Here is a 16,999-nt window from a genome sequence, read left to right as displayed (position 1 = left end):
TTTTCCTTGCTTATTTTGTTCCCATTAAAATACCAGAGCACATGTACTTTAACCTAGCCTTTTTAATTATTGATTTTTAAAAGACTATATTTTGTCAACGGCCTTTACAGCTTAAAAAACAGTCATGGCATCCTTATCTGCATCAGGTTAAGATGGGTAAAATAACAACAAAATCAGCGGGTGTTTAATGAATAAAATCAATGCGCTTATCTACTTTTTAGCCTTTAGTAGCGGCTTTTGTATTATGGGAATTGAGCTTTTAGGCGGTCGAATTTTAGCGCCGTACTTTGGTAGCAGTGTGCATATATGGGGCAGTATTATCACTGTATTTATGTTGAGCTTATCTTTCGGCTATTTACTTGGCGGTAAGCTCTCAACCCGCAATCCTTCGTTAACTAAATATGGTCTCATTTTCTTTGTAGCAAGCATTATGGTGGTGCCAATAGTATTGTTTGCTGAGCCAATTATGACCTTTATTTTCACCCATATTGAAGACAGTCGTTACGGCTCGTTGCTGGCGTCAACAGCGTTGTTTTTTATCCCTACAACAATACTCGGCATGATCTCACCTTACTCAGTGCGATTATTGGTTACCGATCATGAAAAAAGTGGTCAGGTTGCCGGTGGTTTGTATTTTGTGAGCACCCTAGGAAGCGCCCTTGGCACGATTATTACCTCTTTTTATATGGTGTTAGCGTTTGATGTTAACGACATCATTAAAACCTTTGCAGCGGTATTAGGCGCGCTTGGTTTGCTTGCAATTGCTGTTAGTCAAATAAAAACAAAGGAGCGTACTGTATGTTTAGAGTCTTAATGGTTTGTTTGCTCATGACATTGCCTTTTAGCAGCTTGGCAGAAGTAATACATAAAGAGCGCTCGCTTTATCGAAATATTTTAGTGGAGAAGACTGGCGATTTACTGTGTTTAAAATTTAACGAAAAAACCCGTAAAAGTACGCAAAGTTGTATGTATAAGAGTGAGCCTAAAAAGCTGGTGTTTAATTACACCAAAATGACGTTTGCAAGCTTACTATTTATTGATGATCCTAAAAATGTACTGATCATAGGTTTAGGAGGAGGTTCACTCTCTAATACCATTCATGAGCTTTACCCTAGCGCTCATATCGAAAATGTCGAAATTGACCCCGCGGTAATAAAAGTTGCCCGTGATTATTTTAGCTTTGTAGAAACTAATAACGTAACGTCTAAGGTGCAAGATGGCCGAATTTTTATTAAACGTGCCGCACTTAAAAAACAAAAGTACGATTGGATTATTCTTGATGCCTTTAACGGCGATTATATCCCTGAGCACCTTCTCACTAAGGAATTTTTTGCAGAAGTAAAAAGTGTTTTGGCTGATGGCGGAATTGTCGCTGCAAATACCTTTTCATCAAGCAAGTTATACCAGCATGAGTCGGCAACTTACTTCGATGTGTTTGGTGACTTTGTTAATGTTGTGACCGATGAAAATTCTAATCGCATTATTTTAGCTGGCTTCGAGACTATGCCTAGCCAGCAACAGTTAGCCGAACGCGTTAACAAACTCGTAAATAAGTTAACCCCTTACGATGTTGATTTGCAGTTACTTAGCGAGCATTTGTTTTATACTAAGGGTAATCAAGATTGGCCAGCGGATACCAAGGTGCTCACTGACCAATATTCACCAGCGAATTTATTAAATTATCAATGATCAAATACACATTAATTGCATTTTTTTTAATTACGAGCTCTGCTGCTATGGCAGAGCACCCTTCCCCCCCACCTTTAGCTGCAAGTCAGCAGCAGTTGTCTAAACTATTAAATCAATACAAAGGGCAAGTCGTGTTACTCGATTTCTGGGCGTCTTGGTGCAGCCCGTGTCGACGCTCGTTTCCTTGGTTTATTGCCATGCAGAGCAAGTATCAACAGCAAGGCCTTAAAGTAGTTGCTGTAAACATTGATGTTGAGCGCAGTGATGCCGATGCATTTTTAGCTGAGTTTGCAGTTAACTTTAATATTATTTACGACCCAGATGCTGTTATTGGCAGACAATACCAACTTAAAGGGATGCCGAGCAGCTTTTTAATCGATAAAGAAGGCGTAGTACGGTTCCAACACACAGGATTTATTGCTGAAAAATTAGACCTCTATGAAAGCCATATCAAAGAGTTAATTGCTAAATAGTGTTATCTAGCAGATAACTTTTGCAGTTGTTCGCTTTTATCGAACACAGCTATCTATTTTATTAATTGCACTAATATTTACTTAGCATGCTAACTACATTAAAATAGTTAGCATGCTAAGTAAATGGAGCGCATCATGTCTTCCACTCCCCCTTTTCACGAAACTCTTGATTTAACATTATGCGGCAGTATGGGCCGTGTGCATCGTTTATGTCGCGATGCTGTCACTTTGGCGGTTGAGCCTTTGGGCCTTACTCAATCTCGCTGGACTGCGATGATGCACCTGTTTCATCTAAACCAAGGTTGTACGCAACAAGAGTTAGCAAATAGCTTAGGCATTGAAATGCCTTCACTAACTCGCACTATTAAGCAGCTTGAGCAACAAGAGATTATTGCTCGTAAAGCTGACGCTGAAGATAAACGAAGTAAACGTCTGTACTTCACTGAGCAAGGTCTACAATTGTTAGACACATTGCAGGTGATTATTGCCGATGTGAAAGAGCACCTTTATGCCGATTTAACCACTGAGCAACTCGATACCATGGCGCATGGCTTAATTCAGATGGAGCAAAACGCTCGTCAGTGTATCCGTCATTATTCAGGAGATAAGTAACGTTATGACACCAGATCAAAAGTTTGCCCGTTACGTAAAAATCTCTTTAGCGGGTTTTATTGTTTTATTTTTATATTTTGTGATTGCCGATTTGTATATGCCTGTTACACCGCAGGCCCGTGTGTATCATCCGGTTGTGCAAGTGACCCCGCAGGTAAGTGGTCGTGTGACTGACGTGTTAGTGACTAATAATCAAGCCGTCGAAAAACAGCAAGCCTTGTTTAAGATTAACGATGAGCCTTTTGAGCTTGCCGTGCAACAAGCTGAACTTGCATATGATGATGCAAAACTACAAAACCAACGTTTAGATAGCAGTGTGAAGGCAATAGAAGCACAGTTAGCGGCTGCTCAAGCTAAGCTACATGAGCAAACGTTGCTGTTTGAACGCGGTGAGTCGCTATTGAAAAAGCGTTCTATTTCAGAGCAAGAGTACGAAACTATCAATGCGAACTATCAATCAAGCAAAGCCAATGTGGCTGCAATTGAAGCCCAGCTTAACGAGGCTAAATTAGCGCGCGGTAAAATGGGGGATGACAATTTAGCGCTTCGTCATGCTCAAAACCAGCTTGAACAAGCGAAACTAAACCTGTCGTACACCACAGTGACAGCCGATACCGACGGTAAAATAGCAAACTTACAGGTAACACCGGGTACCTATGCTAATAAGGGCCAACCGTTAATGGCGATTGTTGCTAATAAAGCTGATTTAGTTGCTGATTTTCGCGAAAAGTCTTTAGTTCACGTGCAAATTGGTAGTACTGCAAAAGTCAGCTTTGATGCGCTACCGGGCAAAGTGTTTACTGGCAAAATTATTAGTTTTGAAGCGGGTGTGAGTGATGGTCAGCTTAACGCTAATGGTTTACTCAGTTCCACTGAAAGCAGCAACCGTTGGGTACGAGATGCACAGCGTCAACGTATTCATATTAAGCTAGATGAACACCAGATGCTGGCAAAATTTCCAAGTGGTGCGCGTGCAACCGTACAGCTTTTGCCTGACTCTAGCATTGGCAGTTGGTTTGCAAGCATGCAAATTCGCTTCATTAGTGTTCTGCACTTCATTTACTAAGGCTGGGTGAGTTATGTCAGTATTGCAACTCGATGGTAATGGCTTACGCCAAGCGCTACGCATTGCCACGGGCTCAGCACTAGGGTTTTCACTGGCAAAATTGATGAACTGGCCGAATGGCATCTTTTTCACTGTTTACCCTATGCTACTGCTCGGTTTAGTGCCTGTGCTTAACATGCATATTATTCGTCAGTTTTACGCAGGCGCTGTGTTCAGTGCGCTGTTTGTGCTGGTTGTGCAAGGCTTGTTTGCACACTTGCCTATTGTAATGACAATGATGAGCTTTATAGCCTTTGCCTTTTTGTTTTATCAAATGAGTCGTGGTGCTAACTTTTTATTTGGCGCCACAACCGTGGTGAGTTTGTCGATTCAATTACATTTTTCGACCTACACCGGCGGTGGTGTCAGTATTTATCCGTTGATCATTAGTAACGCCGTTGCCGTTGTGGTTACTGTGCTGTTTTCGATGCTAATGCATGGTTTATTCCCTGATGTTGCACCACGGCAAGGTCGGGTAATGCCAGAAAAAGCAAAAGAAAGTGTGCGCCACGAAGTATTACTTTGCTCAACCGTAGCAACCTTGTCATTTGTTGTATTTCAGGTATTTGATTTACAAGATTCTATCTCTGCTCAAGCGGCCTCGGTACTGATATTGTTTTCATTGTGCTGGAAAGCAGCAGGTATGGCGGCATGGCAGCGCGCGATAGGCACCTTAATCGGTTGTAACTTAGCGTTAGTGGCACAGTTATTTTTGTATAACCATACCGATATTTTGATATTTCCTGCGTTAATTCTGTGGATTTTGACCTTTATCTTTAGTCGTTATCACATAATTGGTGGCGGTATTCCGGGTGTTGGCTTTGGTATTATCACTACATTTGGTATTTTGTTTGGCCAGTCATTAGGGCCGGGGCAAGATCTGGTTTACAGCGCGCTCTATCGTTTTTCGTCGGTGTCTGTGGCCATACTATTGAGCTTATGTGCGGTGTACATAATGCATCACATCTTAAATCGCTTTGCAATGACAAGGCATCACACGTTTGATTAAAGATTAAAAAAGGGAGTTAATCAGAACTCCCTTTTTTATTGTTATTTGGTTCGAAAATTGTGGGTAAAGACTTAAGTAAATCGTCTTGTTTTTTTACTACACTCTGTACACAGGTTTTTGAGGCGACATCTGCAACCCAAGCGCCCCATTGTGAACTGCCAGGCTCTTCTCCTGGGGTTGCCCACCATCTAGCTTTATAAAGAATTTCGTTATAACAGGTTTCACTACCTTGCGGATACGCGTTTCCGGCTTGCCATGAATCTACAGCAAAACTCGACATAGGCAAAGCTGACAGCGTTATCATTGCAGCGGCAATAATCCGTGATTTCTGGCCCATACCCGGCTCCTTAATTAGCAGTAAAATTGTATTACTATTATAGACGTGGCAGGATTAACCATCAATTAACTTTGTTAACAAGTTACACTTCTTTACAGTTCTGCTTATTTTTGACACGATCTTCTGATGTGAAAGTTAGAATTTTACATTTTTTCTTAATGCTTTTGTTTGTCCTCTTTTTGTTTTAGAGTCCATACGCTTTCTCTGAGAACTTTTACTTGGTTTTGTTGCTCTTCGTTTCTTTTGTACTTGTGTCGCGTTAACGATTAACTCTTTTAAACGATTAAGCGCATCTTCTTTGTTCATTTCTTGCGTGCGATGACTTTGCGACTTAATGACAATAACGCCCTCTTTGGTAATTCGAGAGTCATTTAAATTAAGCAATCGTTGTTTGTAAAAGTCAGGTAGCTTTGAGCGATTAATATCAAAGCGAAGGTGAATAGCTGTGGCCACTTTGTTGACGTTCTGTCCGCCCGCGCCTTGTGAGCGGATCGCACTAAAGTCGAGTTCCCATTCATCAATTGTAACGGTATTAGAAATAGTTAACATCAGGTTCATTTAGCTGTGGTAAAAAAGACATTGTAACATTTGTAATTGGTCAAACATAATTCCTAGCCTATGTATGCCGGTTACAGACCATTTTGAAAGAAAGGAGATCACGATGAAAGCACTACTTATTTCAATAAGCCTACTGGCTATGAGTTTTTCTAGCTTTGCAGAAGATATTTCAGAAAACCAGCTACAGCGTTATATTAAAGCCTTACCTGCAGTAGTAAACTGGTCGCAAAACCAACCAGAGCTGGATAGTTTGAATCTAGGTAGTATGTTAGGTAGCTCTGATGGTGTTGACAGCTCGTCTGTAATGGATGCATTAGGCCATATTAAAGAACACGAGTTTTACACTGAATTTGCAGCCCTTACCAAACAATATGGTTTCACAGCTGAGCAGTTAGTTACTGTTGGCTCAGAGGTATCAATGGCGTATTTAGAAAACCTTAAAGCGGGTATGTCTGAAGAGAATAAGCAACGTGTAAATCAAGCAATGAGTGGTTTACAAAGCCTTACGGCATCATCATCTGATGCAGGCACTCGCTCAATGGTCGGTGCTTTAGAAGGTGTTAAAGCAAGTACTGCAACAGCAGATGTTAGCGAAAGTAACGTTAACTTAGTTAAGCAATATATGCCGCAGTTAAAAGAATTGTTCGCAATGTTGCAGTAACAGCACTATCAAATAAAGAAAGCGGCGAGTGAGCCGCTTTTTTTATGCTTACTTGAATACCATAGCGTTTTTTAGCTGCTGCTTTTGTTGTGCAGTTGGTAAAAATCCAGTTTGTACAAACTCATTAAGGCTTGGGTGACGTTCAAAGTACAAAATATCTAAGGCAAAACGATTCATACCGTACAAGCCCCGATGGATCATATTTGCCGAAAATATGAGTAAGTCACCTTTTTTGAGTGCCACACTTTTACCGCGAGTCAGTGAGTCACTATTGCGAGCGCCCTGTTGTTCTAATCTAACTGCTAACTCTTCATCCGAATCCCAGTTTTTATGGCTGCTTGGTATTAGCTCTATTCCCGGCTCATCTTCAAAAGCAACGCGGCAATGTAACACTTCAGGGCCGCTAAGAGCGGCCTTTTGCGCATCAAGCTCTAAATGATACTGCATATCGCGATGCCAATAATTTGCCTGTTTAGGGTTGTAAGGGTTAAAAAATAATTGAGTATTCATAAACTGGGGCTCAGCAACAATACCCTTAACTTGTTTCAATAGTGTGTTGGCGCTGACAAACTCAAAAAGAGTAAACTTTTCCTCAACACTTAAACATGCAGCACCAGTCAAACCTGAGCTATTAATCCCTCTGGATTGGTAAAAAGATTGGTTTTCTTGCAACCAGTGATGATGAAATTTATTGAGAATTGCCCTTACCTTGCTAAGCTCACTCTCTGTGTAAAGGCCCTTTACATGGTAGTAGCCGTTTTCAGCAAAAAAGTTATTTTCCATTTTTTACCTTGCTAAAATTGCACGTATTTTACTACTAAGCTCAGGTAATACTTGTTGCTCAAACCACGGATTTTTCTTTAGCCAGATATTATTGCGAGGGCTTGGGTGAGGAAGTGGCAAGTAATTTGGCCAATATTCACGCCACGATTTTACTAACTCAGTTAAGGGTAGCTGCTTAGTGTGGGGTAAATGATATGCCTGCGCGTACTTACCTAAGATAATGGTGAGCTCAATATTATTAAGTTGCGCTAAGAGTTTTTCACGCCATGCAATCGCGCACTCTTTTCTTGGCGGTAAATCACCTGATTTTCCTTTGCCCGGGTAACAAAAGCCCATCGGCAAGATAGCAAAATTGCGCTCATCGTAAAACTCATTACTCGTTACATCAAGCCAAGAGCGAAGCCTTTGCCCGCTTGCATCATTAAAAGGTTTGCCACTTTCATGCACTTTAATTCCCGGTGCTTGACCAGCAATTAAAATACGAGCCTGTGGATTAAACTGAATAACGGGCCGCGATCCGAGTGGCAAATGAGGCTCGCAGATCACGCATTTACTAACTTGTTCTATTAGTGTTTGAGTACTCATGAGTTAGTAAAAATATGATCTATGCTTGTTTTGACCAAACTGCTAACTCATTACCACTTGGCTCTGTAAAGTGAAAACGACAGCCTCCAGGAAAATCAAACAAGGGCTTAATAATTGTGCCGCCGTGTTTTTCTACCTGTGCTTGAGTTTCTTTAATATTATTTGAATAAAGCACCAGTAGCGCGCCGCCATTATTGGTTAAGCTAGTTAATGGGGCTTGATAAAAACCGCCATCTAGGCCCGCTGATTCAGCGCTAAAGGCCGTGTATTCAGGGCCATAGTCGGTAAATTGCCATTTAAAAACCTGATGAAAAAATGCCTTTGTTGCGGCTAAATCTTTAGCAGCAAATTCAACATAATTTAAGCAATGGTGGTTCGACATGGTGTGCTCCTAATTTAAACTATTCTCAAGCGCCATAGCGCAATGAAGTGCTGTACTATCAAGTAATGGAATAGACGTATCTGATTGTTGAACTAACAAGGCTATTTCGGTGCAACCAAGAATAATGGCTTCAGCACCTTGCTGAGTTAGATTATCAATAATGGTTAAATACTCAGTTTTAGATTCTGGGCTGATGATGCCTTTACATAGTTCGTCATAAATCACACGATGCACTGTTTCACGCCCCTGAGCATCAGGAATTAACACGTCTATGGCGAATTTATCAGCTAGGCGTTGCTTGTAAAAGTCTTGTTCCATAGTGAATTGGGTACCCAACAAAGCCACTTTTTTAAAGTTATTCTGGATCAGATTTTCACCAACTGCATCTGCAATGTGTAACAAAGGAATTGCAACCGCAGCTTGCACTTGCTCAGCTAGTTTGTGCATTGTGTTAGTACAAATTAATAAATAATCAGCGCCCGCGGCTTCAACTTGCTTAGCGGCTTTAATGAGTATCTCGGCCATCTGTGGCCAATCTTGTTGCTGTTGAAGCACAGCTATTTCGGCAAAATCGAGGCTAACGAGTACTATCTTGGCACTATGCAACCCCCCCAGTTTGTTTTTAACACCTTGATTTAAAAGCTGGTAGTAACTTTGTGTAGACTCCCAACTCATGCCACCGATTAAGCCTATTGTTTTCATTGCAGCTCCCTTTTTATTTACTTAACACCATATGATATTGCACAGAACAAAGCTAGCAGATCATTATTTTACTAACAGATCGAGTTAGTTGGTTTTGTTTCATTATTTAATACGTTTATGCAAATGATAACTACTATCTTTTCTATTTGTCGGCGATATAATACGGGGTTTTCTTCTCGTGTTATTTTTTAAGGGATTATCATGCATTCTCAATCATTAGATGCAGTGACTACCAATCGCCCTAAAAATACAGCTAAAAAGCGCTCTGTGAGCCTATCTTATCGTGTTGCTGTGTTTTTGCGTTTTGTTGCAGCCATCATTGGTGGTTACGCCTTTACCAGTGTGCTTATTTCATTACTAGCTGTGTTATTACCACTTAATAAACTCGACAGCGTGCTGTTAACCACGACTCTATCGGTATTTTTTTACTGTTGTGTGTTTATTTGGGTATTTGCCGTTAAGTCTTTAAAGACTGTTTGGATCACTATTTTACTAACAACTGGTGGGCAATTGCTGGCCCTTTCATTGATTAAGGATTGGTTATGAAAGAGAGCTTTTTCCGCTCAATGACTTGGCTTCATACCTGGGTTGGCTTACTGGTATGCTGGTTACTGTTCTTAATCTTTTTTGCTGGCACCATCAGCTTTTTTAAAGATGAAATCACTATTTGGGCCAAGCCTGAAACGCACCATGTGCAGCATCAAGCACAACGGGTTCAGTCTCAAGCCGAGCAAATTAATTATGTTTTTCCGCAATTACAGCAACAGGCACCTAATTCATTATCTTGGCGGATAAACTTACCTGAGCCACGTAACCCTGTTTTAAGCTATGGGTTTGCTGAGCCTAAACAGCCAGGCCAGCGCCGTGCACCTTTCAACTATACGCATCTAGATCCAAATACCTTAGAACAAATCCCCGAACCTCGGGAAACCAAGGGAGGGAACTTTTTCTATCGCTTGCACTTTGATTTACATTACATAGATGTATTTACTGCACGGATAATTGTTTGTTTAGCCTCATTATTTATGTTGGTAGCGCTTATAACAGGCATCGTGATCCACAAACGTATTTTTAAAGATATGTTTAGCTTTAGAGCAAACAAAGGAAGCCGAAGTTGGCTCGATGCACACAATGTTTCGTCGGTGCTGGCACTGCCATTTCATATCATGATTACCTACACGGGGATTATCACGCTTATATTTATGCTGTTCCCCTACCCTGCCGAGACTGTATATGAAAATGGCTTAAGGCAAATGTTTGATGAGGCATTGCCTATTAATAAACGTGCAAAGCCCAGTGAAGAACAACGCCCTATGGTGGCAATCAAAGATGTGTTAGATCAGATTTATACTAAGTCACCGAATGCCGACATTAGCTACGTGTTTGTAAGAAATGCCAATACAGCGACCTCACAAATCGTGGTTTATTTGGCAACCGGCAAAGAGGTTGTAGATAACGGACCACGCTACTTATTCAATGGTGTAACAGGTGAGCTTGAAGCCAGTTCAGGCGAAGATTGGAGCGCTTCGGCGCAGTTTTATGACTCAATGACAGCATTACATAGTGGTCGTTTAGCCGAGCCGTTGCTGCGTTGGTTGTATTTTTTCTGTGGTGTAGCTGGCTGTGCCATGATAGCTACAGGCTGCATCATGTGGGCAAAACGCTTACGCGAGAGGCTCAAAGCAGACCAAAAACCAAGCTTTGGTTTAAAGCTTGTTGAGACACTAAATTTAGCCACCCTAATGGGCTTACCGCTAGCAACTTCAGCGTTCTTCATTGCTAATCGTTTATTGCCTATAGAGTTAGCTGGGCGTGCCGATAAAGAAATATTCGTGTTTTTCTTAACTTGGCTGGCGATGCTAATCGTTGCTGTGATCGGCCGAGAAAAACGCCACTGGCGCTATAGTGCTTGGCTTAACGCTGCTGCTTGCTTATTAGTACCTGTGGTAAATGCACTGACAACAGATGGTAATTGGATCACATATTTACTAACTCAGCAGTGGGCTTTATTCGGTATTGATAGTGCATTTATTTGTGCTGGGCTGCTGTTTTTACTACAAAGCAAAAAAATACCTAGCCATAAAACCGCTACAAATAAGGCTAAATTAAATAAAAACAAGCTGTTAAAGGAGCAACAAGGATGATGGAGTTACTGCAATTTAGTCTCTGCTTTTTTGGTTTTAATTGTTTTGCTCTTGCAAAATTCAATCATTTCCGTGATGTATTTAAAAAGAAATTAAACGAAAAACAGCGAAGTAGCTTTTTATTCAGCGGCTGGATCAGTATTTTACTAAGTTTGGTGCTTTGCGTGCTGTCAGATGCTGGGTACGGCGCATTGCTATTTTGCGGTTATATGGCTTTAAGTGTACTTATGCTCATGATTTTATACAGTTTTACTGTTTCATGGGTAAAGCATGTCAGTGTATTAACTATGTCTGTTTTGCTGTTGAGTGGCTTTTCGGTGATGATTTTGTAGTGTAGTTAGTAAAAAACTGATCTGATACCAATTTGCAATAATGCTTAATTGAGCAAATAGTAAAAAAAATGGGTAGGCAATGCCTACCCAAGCAGGGGATTAAATTGGGGGATCACATGTTGTTTCAAATTAACGACGCTAAGTTTGCCTAGTATCCATTACATTTGTGTTGCACATTCGTGATAGTTTAAAGACAGTTGTAAAGCCCCTTTACAAGCTCTCATGGTCAACATAAATAAGCTCATCTGTTTTAAAACCATATTCTTTTGCTGTGTTTATAAAGTCCTGCATTTGCTGTTCTGTAACGTTAGGACTGCGCGACAAAAACCATAAATACTCTTTGTTATAGCCAGTAATATAAGCGTATTGATAGTCTTTCTTATCTAACTCAAACACTACATATGAGCTATAGAATGGTCCAAAGAATGATACTTCTAAGTGACCTATGTCTTGTTGCTCTGCAAACTTCGCTTTACCTTCAGCTTGCTGCCATTCTTTATCTTCGGCGCTGTAACCTTTATTGATAACTTTTACACTGCCATCAGGGTTAATTGAGTATTCAGCGGTAATGCCCTCAAGGCCGCGTTCAAATGAATGATCTAAACGTGCAATTTCGTACCAGGTTCCTGTGTATTTGTTTAACTCAAAATTATCGACGGGTTTGATGTTGTCTGGCACGCCTGTACACGCAGATAAAATGGCTGTGATACATAAAAACCCGATTAACTTTAATGATGTTTGCACGTTTTTACTCCCTTTAAAAATTAAACAAATTAATACGTTAATAGCACTAATTTAGTTCAATTACGGTAAACTATTAATGTCTAAAATTAAAGATTGAGAACAGCATGAAGATTTGGGTTGATGCAGACGCCTGCCCCGTCGTTATTAAAGAAATATTGTTTCGTGCCGCAGAGCGCACACAAACCTTTACCACATTAGTGGCGAACCATGCGATGCGAGTGCCACCCTCAAAGTTTATTAGCCGTTTGCAGGTATCTTCGGGGTTTGATATTGCCGATAACGAAATCGTTAAACGTATTGAGCCGAATGATTTGGTGATCACCGGTGATATTCCTTTAGCTGCTGAAGTTATCGAAAAAGGTGCCCAAGCGCTTAATCCGCGCGGTGAGTTATATACGACCGAAAATATTCGCTCACGTTTAAATGTTCGTGATTTTATGGAAACTATGCGCTCAAGTGGCGTTGAAATGGCCGGTGGCCCACCGCCTTTAAGCCAAGCAGACCGCCAAAACTTTGCAAATAACCTAGATCGAATCCTCGCTAAAAAGTCATGAGTGTCGTTAAAAGTGTGCCACTGCAGGGTTTTGGTGATGAAGCCTTTAGAGTCGCTGTTTATATAGAAAAGCGCCCGCCGATGCCTGCTTGGCAACAGCTTAAGTATTTACATGCAATGCAACCCGGCCAAATAAACGAAATAAACCAAGCATGTGGCAATGGTTGGCGCAAAGTTTTTAATGTGTATGGCAAAGTACTTTTTGCACTACCAAGTGAATATTATGATTTTGCTAAAAGAGCACCTGATTGGCAGAGCTTTCGCGATGAACAACTACTGCAAGCACATAGCCAAACTGCATTACTGTTTAGCCCACCGATATTAGGCAAACCAGAGCAATTACATATAATTGCAGGGCGAACCCATGCTAAGCAGCTTATAAATGATGGGCTTTTACATTGCCAATTAACTTGGCTTGATGATGAATTTGCTATTAGTAAATCAGATAAAGTGATTGTCTGCCCTTATTTTGATTACCGCCAGTTGAGCAACATTAAAATTGCACGACTTAGCCAGCTAGTTGCAGATATTTTTTCTTAGTTTCTGGTTTATTGCGTTATTGAGTTAGCAAACTAAGCTTTAAATATTGTAAAACTTAATAGTAATCTAGATGAAAATACTGGTCGTTGACGATATGCCACTTATGCGCCATGTGTTAATAAACATGTTGCGCAGGCTTGATTATAAGGATATAACGGAGGCGACTGATGGCGCTCAAGCGTTTGATTTACTCGAAAAACACAGCTTTGATCTGGTGATTACTGATTTGCATATGCCGAAAATGGATGGCAAATGTTTGCTTAATCATATTCGCGAAAACCCAGTCCTATGTGATTTACCTGTATTGATGGTAACCTGCGAAGACAGTAAACAAACAGTAAGCGAGATGATCACAGCAAAAGTGAACGGTTTTATTATCAAACCATTTTGTTTAAATACACTGCAAAAACAGTTAAGTCGAATTGTTAAACCAGAATAACCTGTTAAAAACTGGAGTTAAGAGCGATGTTTAAGCATTTAACAATAGTAAGTTTATTCACTGCCAGCACTGCCATGGCGAGTGCTGAACAATTGACTTTATACACCGAAGTATTCCCTCCCTATAACTTTGTGCAGCACAATCAACTCACCGGTATTAACACCAAAATCATGGAATCTTTGTGTGAAAGAGCCAAGTTGAGCTGTACGTTTAGTGTATTGCCTTGGAAGCGCGCAATTTCACTAACACTCGCCCAACCGAATGCTGGAATTTACTCTACTTCACGCACCGCAAAGCGAGAAACTCAATTTTATTGGGTTGGTCCTTTGGTATCTGGGCATTCATGTTTATACCGTTTAAATAACCGTAATGACATTAAAGTAACGAGTACACAATCGTTGCAAAACTACACCATTGGCGTATCTCGTGGTGATGTTTATCAAACCGTTCTTGCTGATTTTAACCTTGCTGAAGGCCAGCAATTTTTAACTTACTCAAAAAAGTTTGAAGAGCTAAAAATGTTTAAGCAAGGTAAGCATGACTTGCTGATTGGCTCCTCTCTCACTCTTTCATCACAGTTGATGAATGTAGGTATGAGCCCAGACCAAGTCACGCCGGTATTTGAGTTAAAGCATCCTGCCTTGGTGGGTAATTACTTAGCACTTAACAAAAACACATCGCCAGAGTTGATCACTAAGCTGCAACACGCCCTCGATACCATGAAGCAAGAAAACCTGATTGACTCTCTTGTTGATCAGTTTGTAGCAGAGGATATGCACTCTCACGGCGAAGCATCGACAGTTGCACAGCAGTGCTTAAATGGTTCTGCTATTTATTAAATTGGAGTGACTTTAGGTAAGTTAGCCGCTATTTTTTTATTTTAGAAGTCAATCGCGATTTTTCGCGCTCGAACGCAAAGCCATTGCCTCATCTTAAATTGCTTTTTATAGTGACAAATAAAAAGGGCAGAACTATGAAATCAACTCCACTCATTAAGAGCTTAGTGCTAGCAGTATGCTTAGGCACAACAGGCGCCACTCAAGCTTACGATCGCATCACTGGCCATAACTTTGCTAGTCGTTCTGAAGTCATCGCACAATCAGGGATGGTTGCAACATCACAGCCGTTAGCTACGCAAGTAGGCTTACAAGTATTAAAAGACGGTGGTAATGCCATTGATGCTGCTATTGCGGCAAATGCAGTACTTGGTTTGGTTGAACCGACCGGGTGTGGAATTGGTGGCGATTTATTTGCCATTGTTTGGGATAACAAAAGCAAGCAACTCTACGGTTTAAATGCTTCAGGCCGTTCACCACAAAGCTTGTCTTTTGAAACTTTAAAAGCGCAAGGTGATTATATTCCTGCTTATGGGCCCTTGCCTGTGTCGGTACCGGGTGCGGTAGATGGTTGGTTTGAGTTACATAAAAAGTTTGGCAAAACACCTATGAAAGCCTTACTCCAACCTGCAATCGACTACGCTGAAAATGGCTTCCCTGTGTCTGAACTGATTGCCTATTATATGCAAAAAAGTGTGGCTGCTCGTGGTAAATACCCAGGTTTTAAAGATGTATATATGGCTGATGGGGCAATGCCAGAAAAAGGGGAAATCTTTAAGAACCCTGCCCTTGCAAACACCTATCGTAAAATAGCCAAAGGCGGCCGAGATGCCTTTTACAAAGGCGATATTGCTAAAGAAATTGGTCGCTACATGAAAGAAAACGGCGGCTACTTATCCTATGAAGATTTAGCTGCCCATCATAGTGAATGGGTTAAGCCTGTGAGCGCCGATTATAGAGGGTATACGCTTTGGGAATTACCACCAAATGGTCAAGGTATTGCTGCACAGCAAATTCTAAATATTCTTGAAGGTTACGATATCAAAGCAATGGGCTTTGATAGCCCAGAATACGTACATACCTTTGTTGAAGCGAAAAAGCTCGCGTTTGCAGATCGTGCAAAGTACTACGCCGATCCAGCATTTAACACCATTCCCGTACAAACACTCATTTCGCAGCAATATGCTGACCAAAGACGCAAACTGATAGACCCTAACAAAGCCGCAAAACGTGACCATGCAGGCCCAGTAGAAGGCGATACCATTTATATGACGACCGCCGACAAAGACGGCAACATGGTTTCGCTTATTCAAAGTAATTACCGTGGCATGGGCTCAGGTATGACACCTGCAAAATTAGGCTTTGTATTGCAAAACCGTGGCGAAATGTTCGCCCTTAAAAAAGGCCACATGAATCAATATGAGCCAGGTAAACGACCGTTTCATACAATTATTCCTGCGTTTGTCACCAAAGATGGCAAGCCATATATGAGTTATGGCGTAATGGGCGGCGCCACACAGCCACAAATGCATGCTCAAATACTTATTAACATGATTGATTTTGGCATGAACCTACAAGAAGCCGGTGATGCACCGCGTATTCTGCACACAGGTTCCTCGCAGCCAACCGGTGAGATCATGGAAGACGGCGGTTTTGTTAGCTTAGAGTCAGGTTTTTCAATGGAAACCCGCCGCGAGTTAATGAAAAAAGGCCACACCTTACAAGACGCGGTTGGCCCATACGGTGGTTATCAAGCAATATTGAAAGACCCAAAAACCGGCGTTTATTACGGCGCATCAGAAACCCGTAAAGACGGACAGGCCGCGGGGTATTAGGCTCGGGAGCTAACTCCCAACCACATACCCAGCAAAACCAAGCACTTTAAAATACTGTTTTGGGGTGCTGAAGCGGGTTTCATTCATTAACTCTGCAAAACGAATGCGGTCTAATGGGTAAAACTCGTGCTCTAGGTTGTGGCGCATGCGTTCTACGCCGACTTCGGTTAAACCTAACTGCGTACACAGCTGTAGTTGAGATTCGCGCTCAAAAGTGGTTTCTGGGCGCATTAAATCTGCAATGTATAAGTTGCTCGATTTTTTAAGTTTGCTGTGAATCGCTTTTAATAACGCTTTTTTATCGCCGTTATCTTCAACAAAGTGCATTACTAATAAACACAGTGCTGCGTCACATTGAGTGTCGATGTCGTTGATATCACCGCAGTGTACTGTCACGCGATCGCTGATGTTATGCTGGCCAAACTGTTGCTCGGCAATATCGAGCATGTCTTGTGAAATGTCTTGAGCAATAAACTGCCAGCTTGGTTTTAGCGCCGCTAATTCGATGATTTCTTTACCAGTTCCGGCACCAACCACTAAAATGCACGCATCATCGCTCAGCGTGGTTGCTAATTGGGCTGCGGTTGCTTGATGTAATAGCTCATAACCTGGAACTAGGCGCAAAATGCGTTCGTCGTAGTGATTTGCTTCTTCGTGATTAAAAGTTGGCATGCTAATCC

Annotated in this window: 23 protein-coding genes; 15 read left to right on the top strand and 8 right to left on the bottom strand. The window is 41.3% G+C overall.

What is annotated here, in order from left to right:
- Positions 1-187 precede the first annotated feature (187 nt).
- From HUS62_RS13350 to HUS62_RS13325, 6 genes are all read left to right on the top strand, one after another.
- Complete coding sequence (locus tag HUS62_RS13350) at positions 188-814, top strand: fused MFS/spermidine synthase (RefSeq protein ID WP_054563122.1); 627 nt, start codon at positions 188-190, stop codon at positions 812-814.
- Positions 799-1,689 carry a spermidine synthase gene (locus tag HUS62_RS13345; RefSeq protein WP_175079925.1) on the top strand — a complete coding sequence of 297 codons (891 nt, stop codon included), beginning with the start codon at positions 799-801 and terminating at the stop codon, positions 1,687-1,689. The genes HUS62_RS13350 and HUS62_RS13345 overlap by 16 nt, the downstream gene beginning before the upstream one ends.
- A 47-nt stretch (positions 1,690-1,736) precedes the next feature.
- On the top strand, positions 1,737-2,162 hold the full coding sequence (locus HUS62_RS13340) for a TlpA disulfide reductase family protein (protein ID WP_175079924.1): 426 nt from the start codon (positions 1,737-1,739) through the stop codon (positions 2,160-2,162).
- A gap of 135 nt (positions 2,163-2,297) precedes the next feature.
- On the top strand, positions 2,298-2,774 hold the full coding sequence (locus HUS62_RS13335) for a MarR family winged helix-turn-helix transcriptional regulator (RefSeq protein WP_058584360.1): 477 nt from the start codon (positions 2,298-2,300) through the stop codon (positions 2,772-2,774).
- Positions 2,775-2,778: 4 nt separating this feature from the next.
- Positions 2,779-3,840, top strand: coding sequence for an HlyD family secretion protein (locus HUS62_RS13330; RefSeq protein WP_175079923.1), 1,062 nt, complete (start codon positions 2,779-2,781; stop codon positions 3,838-3,840).
- A 13-nt stretch (positions 3,841-3,853) separates the two neighbouring features.
- A complete protein-coding gene (locus HUS62_RS13325; protein WP_175079922.1) occupies positions 3,854-4,888 on the top strand; it encodes a DUF2955 domain-containing protein in 1,035 nt (344 codons plus the stop codon).
- A 16-nt stretch (positions 4,889-4,904) separates the two neighbouring features.
- Here the strand turns inward: HUS62_RS13325 and HUS62_RS13320 are convergent, their stop codons facing one another.
- Both HUS62_RS13320 and arfB read right to left on the bottom strand, forming a co-directional pair.
- A complete protein-coding gene (locus HUS62_RS13320; RefSeq protein WP_175079921.1) occupies positions 4,905-5,225 on the bottom strand; it encodes a hypothetical protein in 321 nt (106 codons plus the stop codon).
- 135 nt (positions 5,226-5,360) lie between these two features.
- Entirely contained in the window at positions 5,361-5,774 is a 414-nt protein-coding gene (gene arfB, locus HUS62_RS13315; protein WP_175079920.1) for an alternative ribosome rescue aminoacyl-tRNA hydrolase ArfB, read from the bottom strand.
- Positions 5,775-5,886: 112 nt separating this feature from the next.
- Here arfB and HUS62_RS13310 point away from each other — a divergent pair, with 112 nt between their 5' ends.
- Positions 5,887-6,444: a short-chain dehydrogenase gene (locus HUS62_RS13310; RefSeq protein ID WP_175079919.1), complete on the top strand. Its 558-nt coding sequence runs from the start codon at positions 5,887-5,889 to the stop codon at positions 6,442-6,444.
- Between the two features lie 48 nt (positions 6,445-6,492).
- Here HUS62_RS13310 and HUS62_RS13305 read toward each other — a convergent pair whose 3' ends face one another.
- Genes HUS62_RS13305 through HUS62_RS13290 form a run of 4 tightly spaced genes read right to left on the bottom strand, consistent with a single transcriptional unit; the run spans position 6,493 to position 8,896 of the window.
- A complete protein-coding gene (locus HUS62_RS13305; RefSeq protein ID WP_175079918.1) occupies positions 6,493-7,227 on the bottom strand; it encodes a phytanoyl-CoA dioxygenase family protein in 735 nt (244 codons plus the stop codon).
- A 3-nt stretch (positions 7,228-7,230) separates the two neighbouring features.
- The gene (locus HUS62_RS13300) at positions 7,231-7,812 is read right to left on the bottom strand and encodes a uracil-DNA glycosylase family protein (protein WP_175079917.1); all 582 of its coding nucleotides are present in this window, start codon (positions 7,810-7,812) and stop codon (positions 7,231-7,233) included.
- A 19-nt stretch (positions 7,813-7,831) separates the two neighbouring features.
- Positions 7,832-8,194, bottom strand: coding sequence for a VOC family protein (locus HUS62_RS13295; protein ID WP_175079916.1), 363 nt, complete (start codon positions 8,192-8,194; stop codon positions 7,832-7,834).
- Between the two features lie 9 nt (positions 8,195-8,203).
- The gene (locus HUS62_RS13290) at positions 8,204-8,896 is read right to left on the bottom strand and encodes an aspartate/glutamate racemase family protein (protein WP_175079915.1); all 693 of its coding nucleotides are present in this window, start codon (positions 8,894-8,896) and stop codon (positions 8,204-8,206) included.
- Positions 8,897-9,097: 201 nt separating this feature from the next.
- Between HUS62_RS13290 and HUS62_RS13285 the strand changes: the two genes are divergently transcribed.
- Genes HUS62_RS13285 through HUS62_RS13275 form a run of 3 tightly spaced genes read left to right on the top strand, consistent with a single transcriptional unit; the run spans position 9,098 to position 11,372 of the window.
- Positions 9,098-9,442, top strand: a complete 345-nt coding sequence (locus HUS62_RS13285) for a hypothetical protein (RefSeq protein ID WP_206004023.1) — start codon at positions 9,098-9,100, stop codon at positions 9,440-9,442.
- Entirely contained in the window at positions 9,439-11,040 is a 1,602-nt protein-coding gene (locus tag HUS62_RS13280) for a PepSY domain-containing protein (RefSeq protein ID WP_175079914.1), read from the top strand. Before HUS62_RS13285 ends, HUS62_RS13280 begins: the two co-directional genes overlap by 4 nt.
- Positions 11,037-11,372 carry a DUF3325 domain-containing protein gene (locus HUS62_RS13275; RefSeq protein WP_175079913.1) on the top strand — a complete coding sequence of 112 codons (336 nt, stop codon included), beginning with the start codon at positions 11,037-11,039 and terminating at the stop codon, positions 11,370-11,372. Before HUS62_RS13280 ends, HUS62_RS13275 begins: the two co-directional genes overlap by 4 nt.
- A 210-nt stretch (positions 11,373-11,582) precedes the next feature.
- On the opposite strand, the gene HUS62_RS13270 is transcribed toward HUS62_RS13275, so the two are convergent.
- A complete protein-coding gene (locus HUS62_RS13270) occupies positions 11,583-12,116 on the bottom strand; it encodes a lipocalin family protein (protein ID WP_282658476.1) in 534 nt (177 codons plus the stop codon).
- Positions 12,117-12,220: 104 nt separating this feature from the next.
- Here HUS62_RS13270 and HUS62_RS13265 point away from each other — a divergent pair, with 104 nt between their 5' ends.
- From HUS62_RS13265 to ggt, 5 genes are all read left to right on the top strand, one after another.
- Positions 12,221-12,670 carry a YaiI/YqxD family protein gene (locus HUS62_RS13265; protein ID WP_062565438.1) on the top strand — a complete coding sequence of 150 codons (450 nt, stop codon included), beginning with the start codon at positions 12,221-12,223 and terminating at the stop codon, positions 12,668-12,670.
- Positions 12,667-13,209, top strand: coding sequence for a DUF6942 family protein (locus HUS62_RS13260; RefSeq protein ID WP_175079912.1), 543 nt, complete (start codon positions 12,667-12,669; stop codon positions 13,207-13,209). The genes HUS62_RS13265 and HUS62_RS13260 overlap by 4 nt, the downstream gene beginning before the upstream one ends.
- A gap of 70 nt (positions 13,210-13,279) precedes the next feature.
- Positions 13,280-13,648 carry a response regulator gene (locus HUS62_RS13255; protein WP_175079911.1) on the top strand — a complete coding sequence of 123 codons (369 nt, stop codon included), beginning with the start codon at positions 13,280-13,282 and terminating at the stop codon, positions 13,646-13,648.
- 26 nt (positions 13,649-13,674) lie between these two features.
- Positions 13,675-14,487 (top strand): ABC transporter substrate-binding protein, encoded by an 813-nt coding sequence (locus HUS62_RS13250; RefSeq protein WP_175079910.1) that lies wholly within the window; start codon positions 13,675-13,677, stop codon positions 14,485-14,487.
- A 134-nt stretch (positions 14,488-14,621) separates the two neighbouring features.
- Positions 14,622-16,319, top strand: a complete 1,698-nt coding sequence (gene ggt / locus HUS62_RS13245; protein ID WP_175079909.1) for a gamma-glutamyltransferase — start codon at positions 14,622-14,624, stop codon at positions 16,317-16,319.
- Positions 16,320-16,328: 9 nt separating this feature from the next.
- On the opposite strand, the gene HUS62_RS13240 is transcribed toward ggt, so the two are convergent.
- Positions 16,329-16,991 carry a class I SAM-dependent methyltransferase gene (locus HUS62_RS13240; RefSeq protein WP_175079908.1) on the bottom strand — a complete coding sequence of 221 codons (663 nt, stop codon included), beginning with the start codon at positions 16,989-16,991 and terminating at the stop codon, positions 16,329-16,331.
- Between the last annotated feature and the right edge of the window lie 8 nt (positions 16,992-16,999).

The organism is Pseudoalteromonas sp. 0303 (assembly GCF_013349995.1).
Lineage (GTDB): Bacteria > Pseudomonadota > Gammaproteobacteria > Enterobacterales > Alteromonadaceae > Pseudoalteromonas.
Note: the sequence above shows the minus strand (reverse complement) of the source record. Positions and strands in the feature narration are given on the sequence as shown.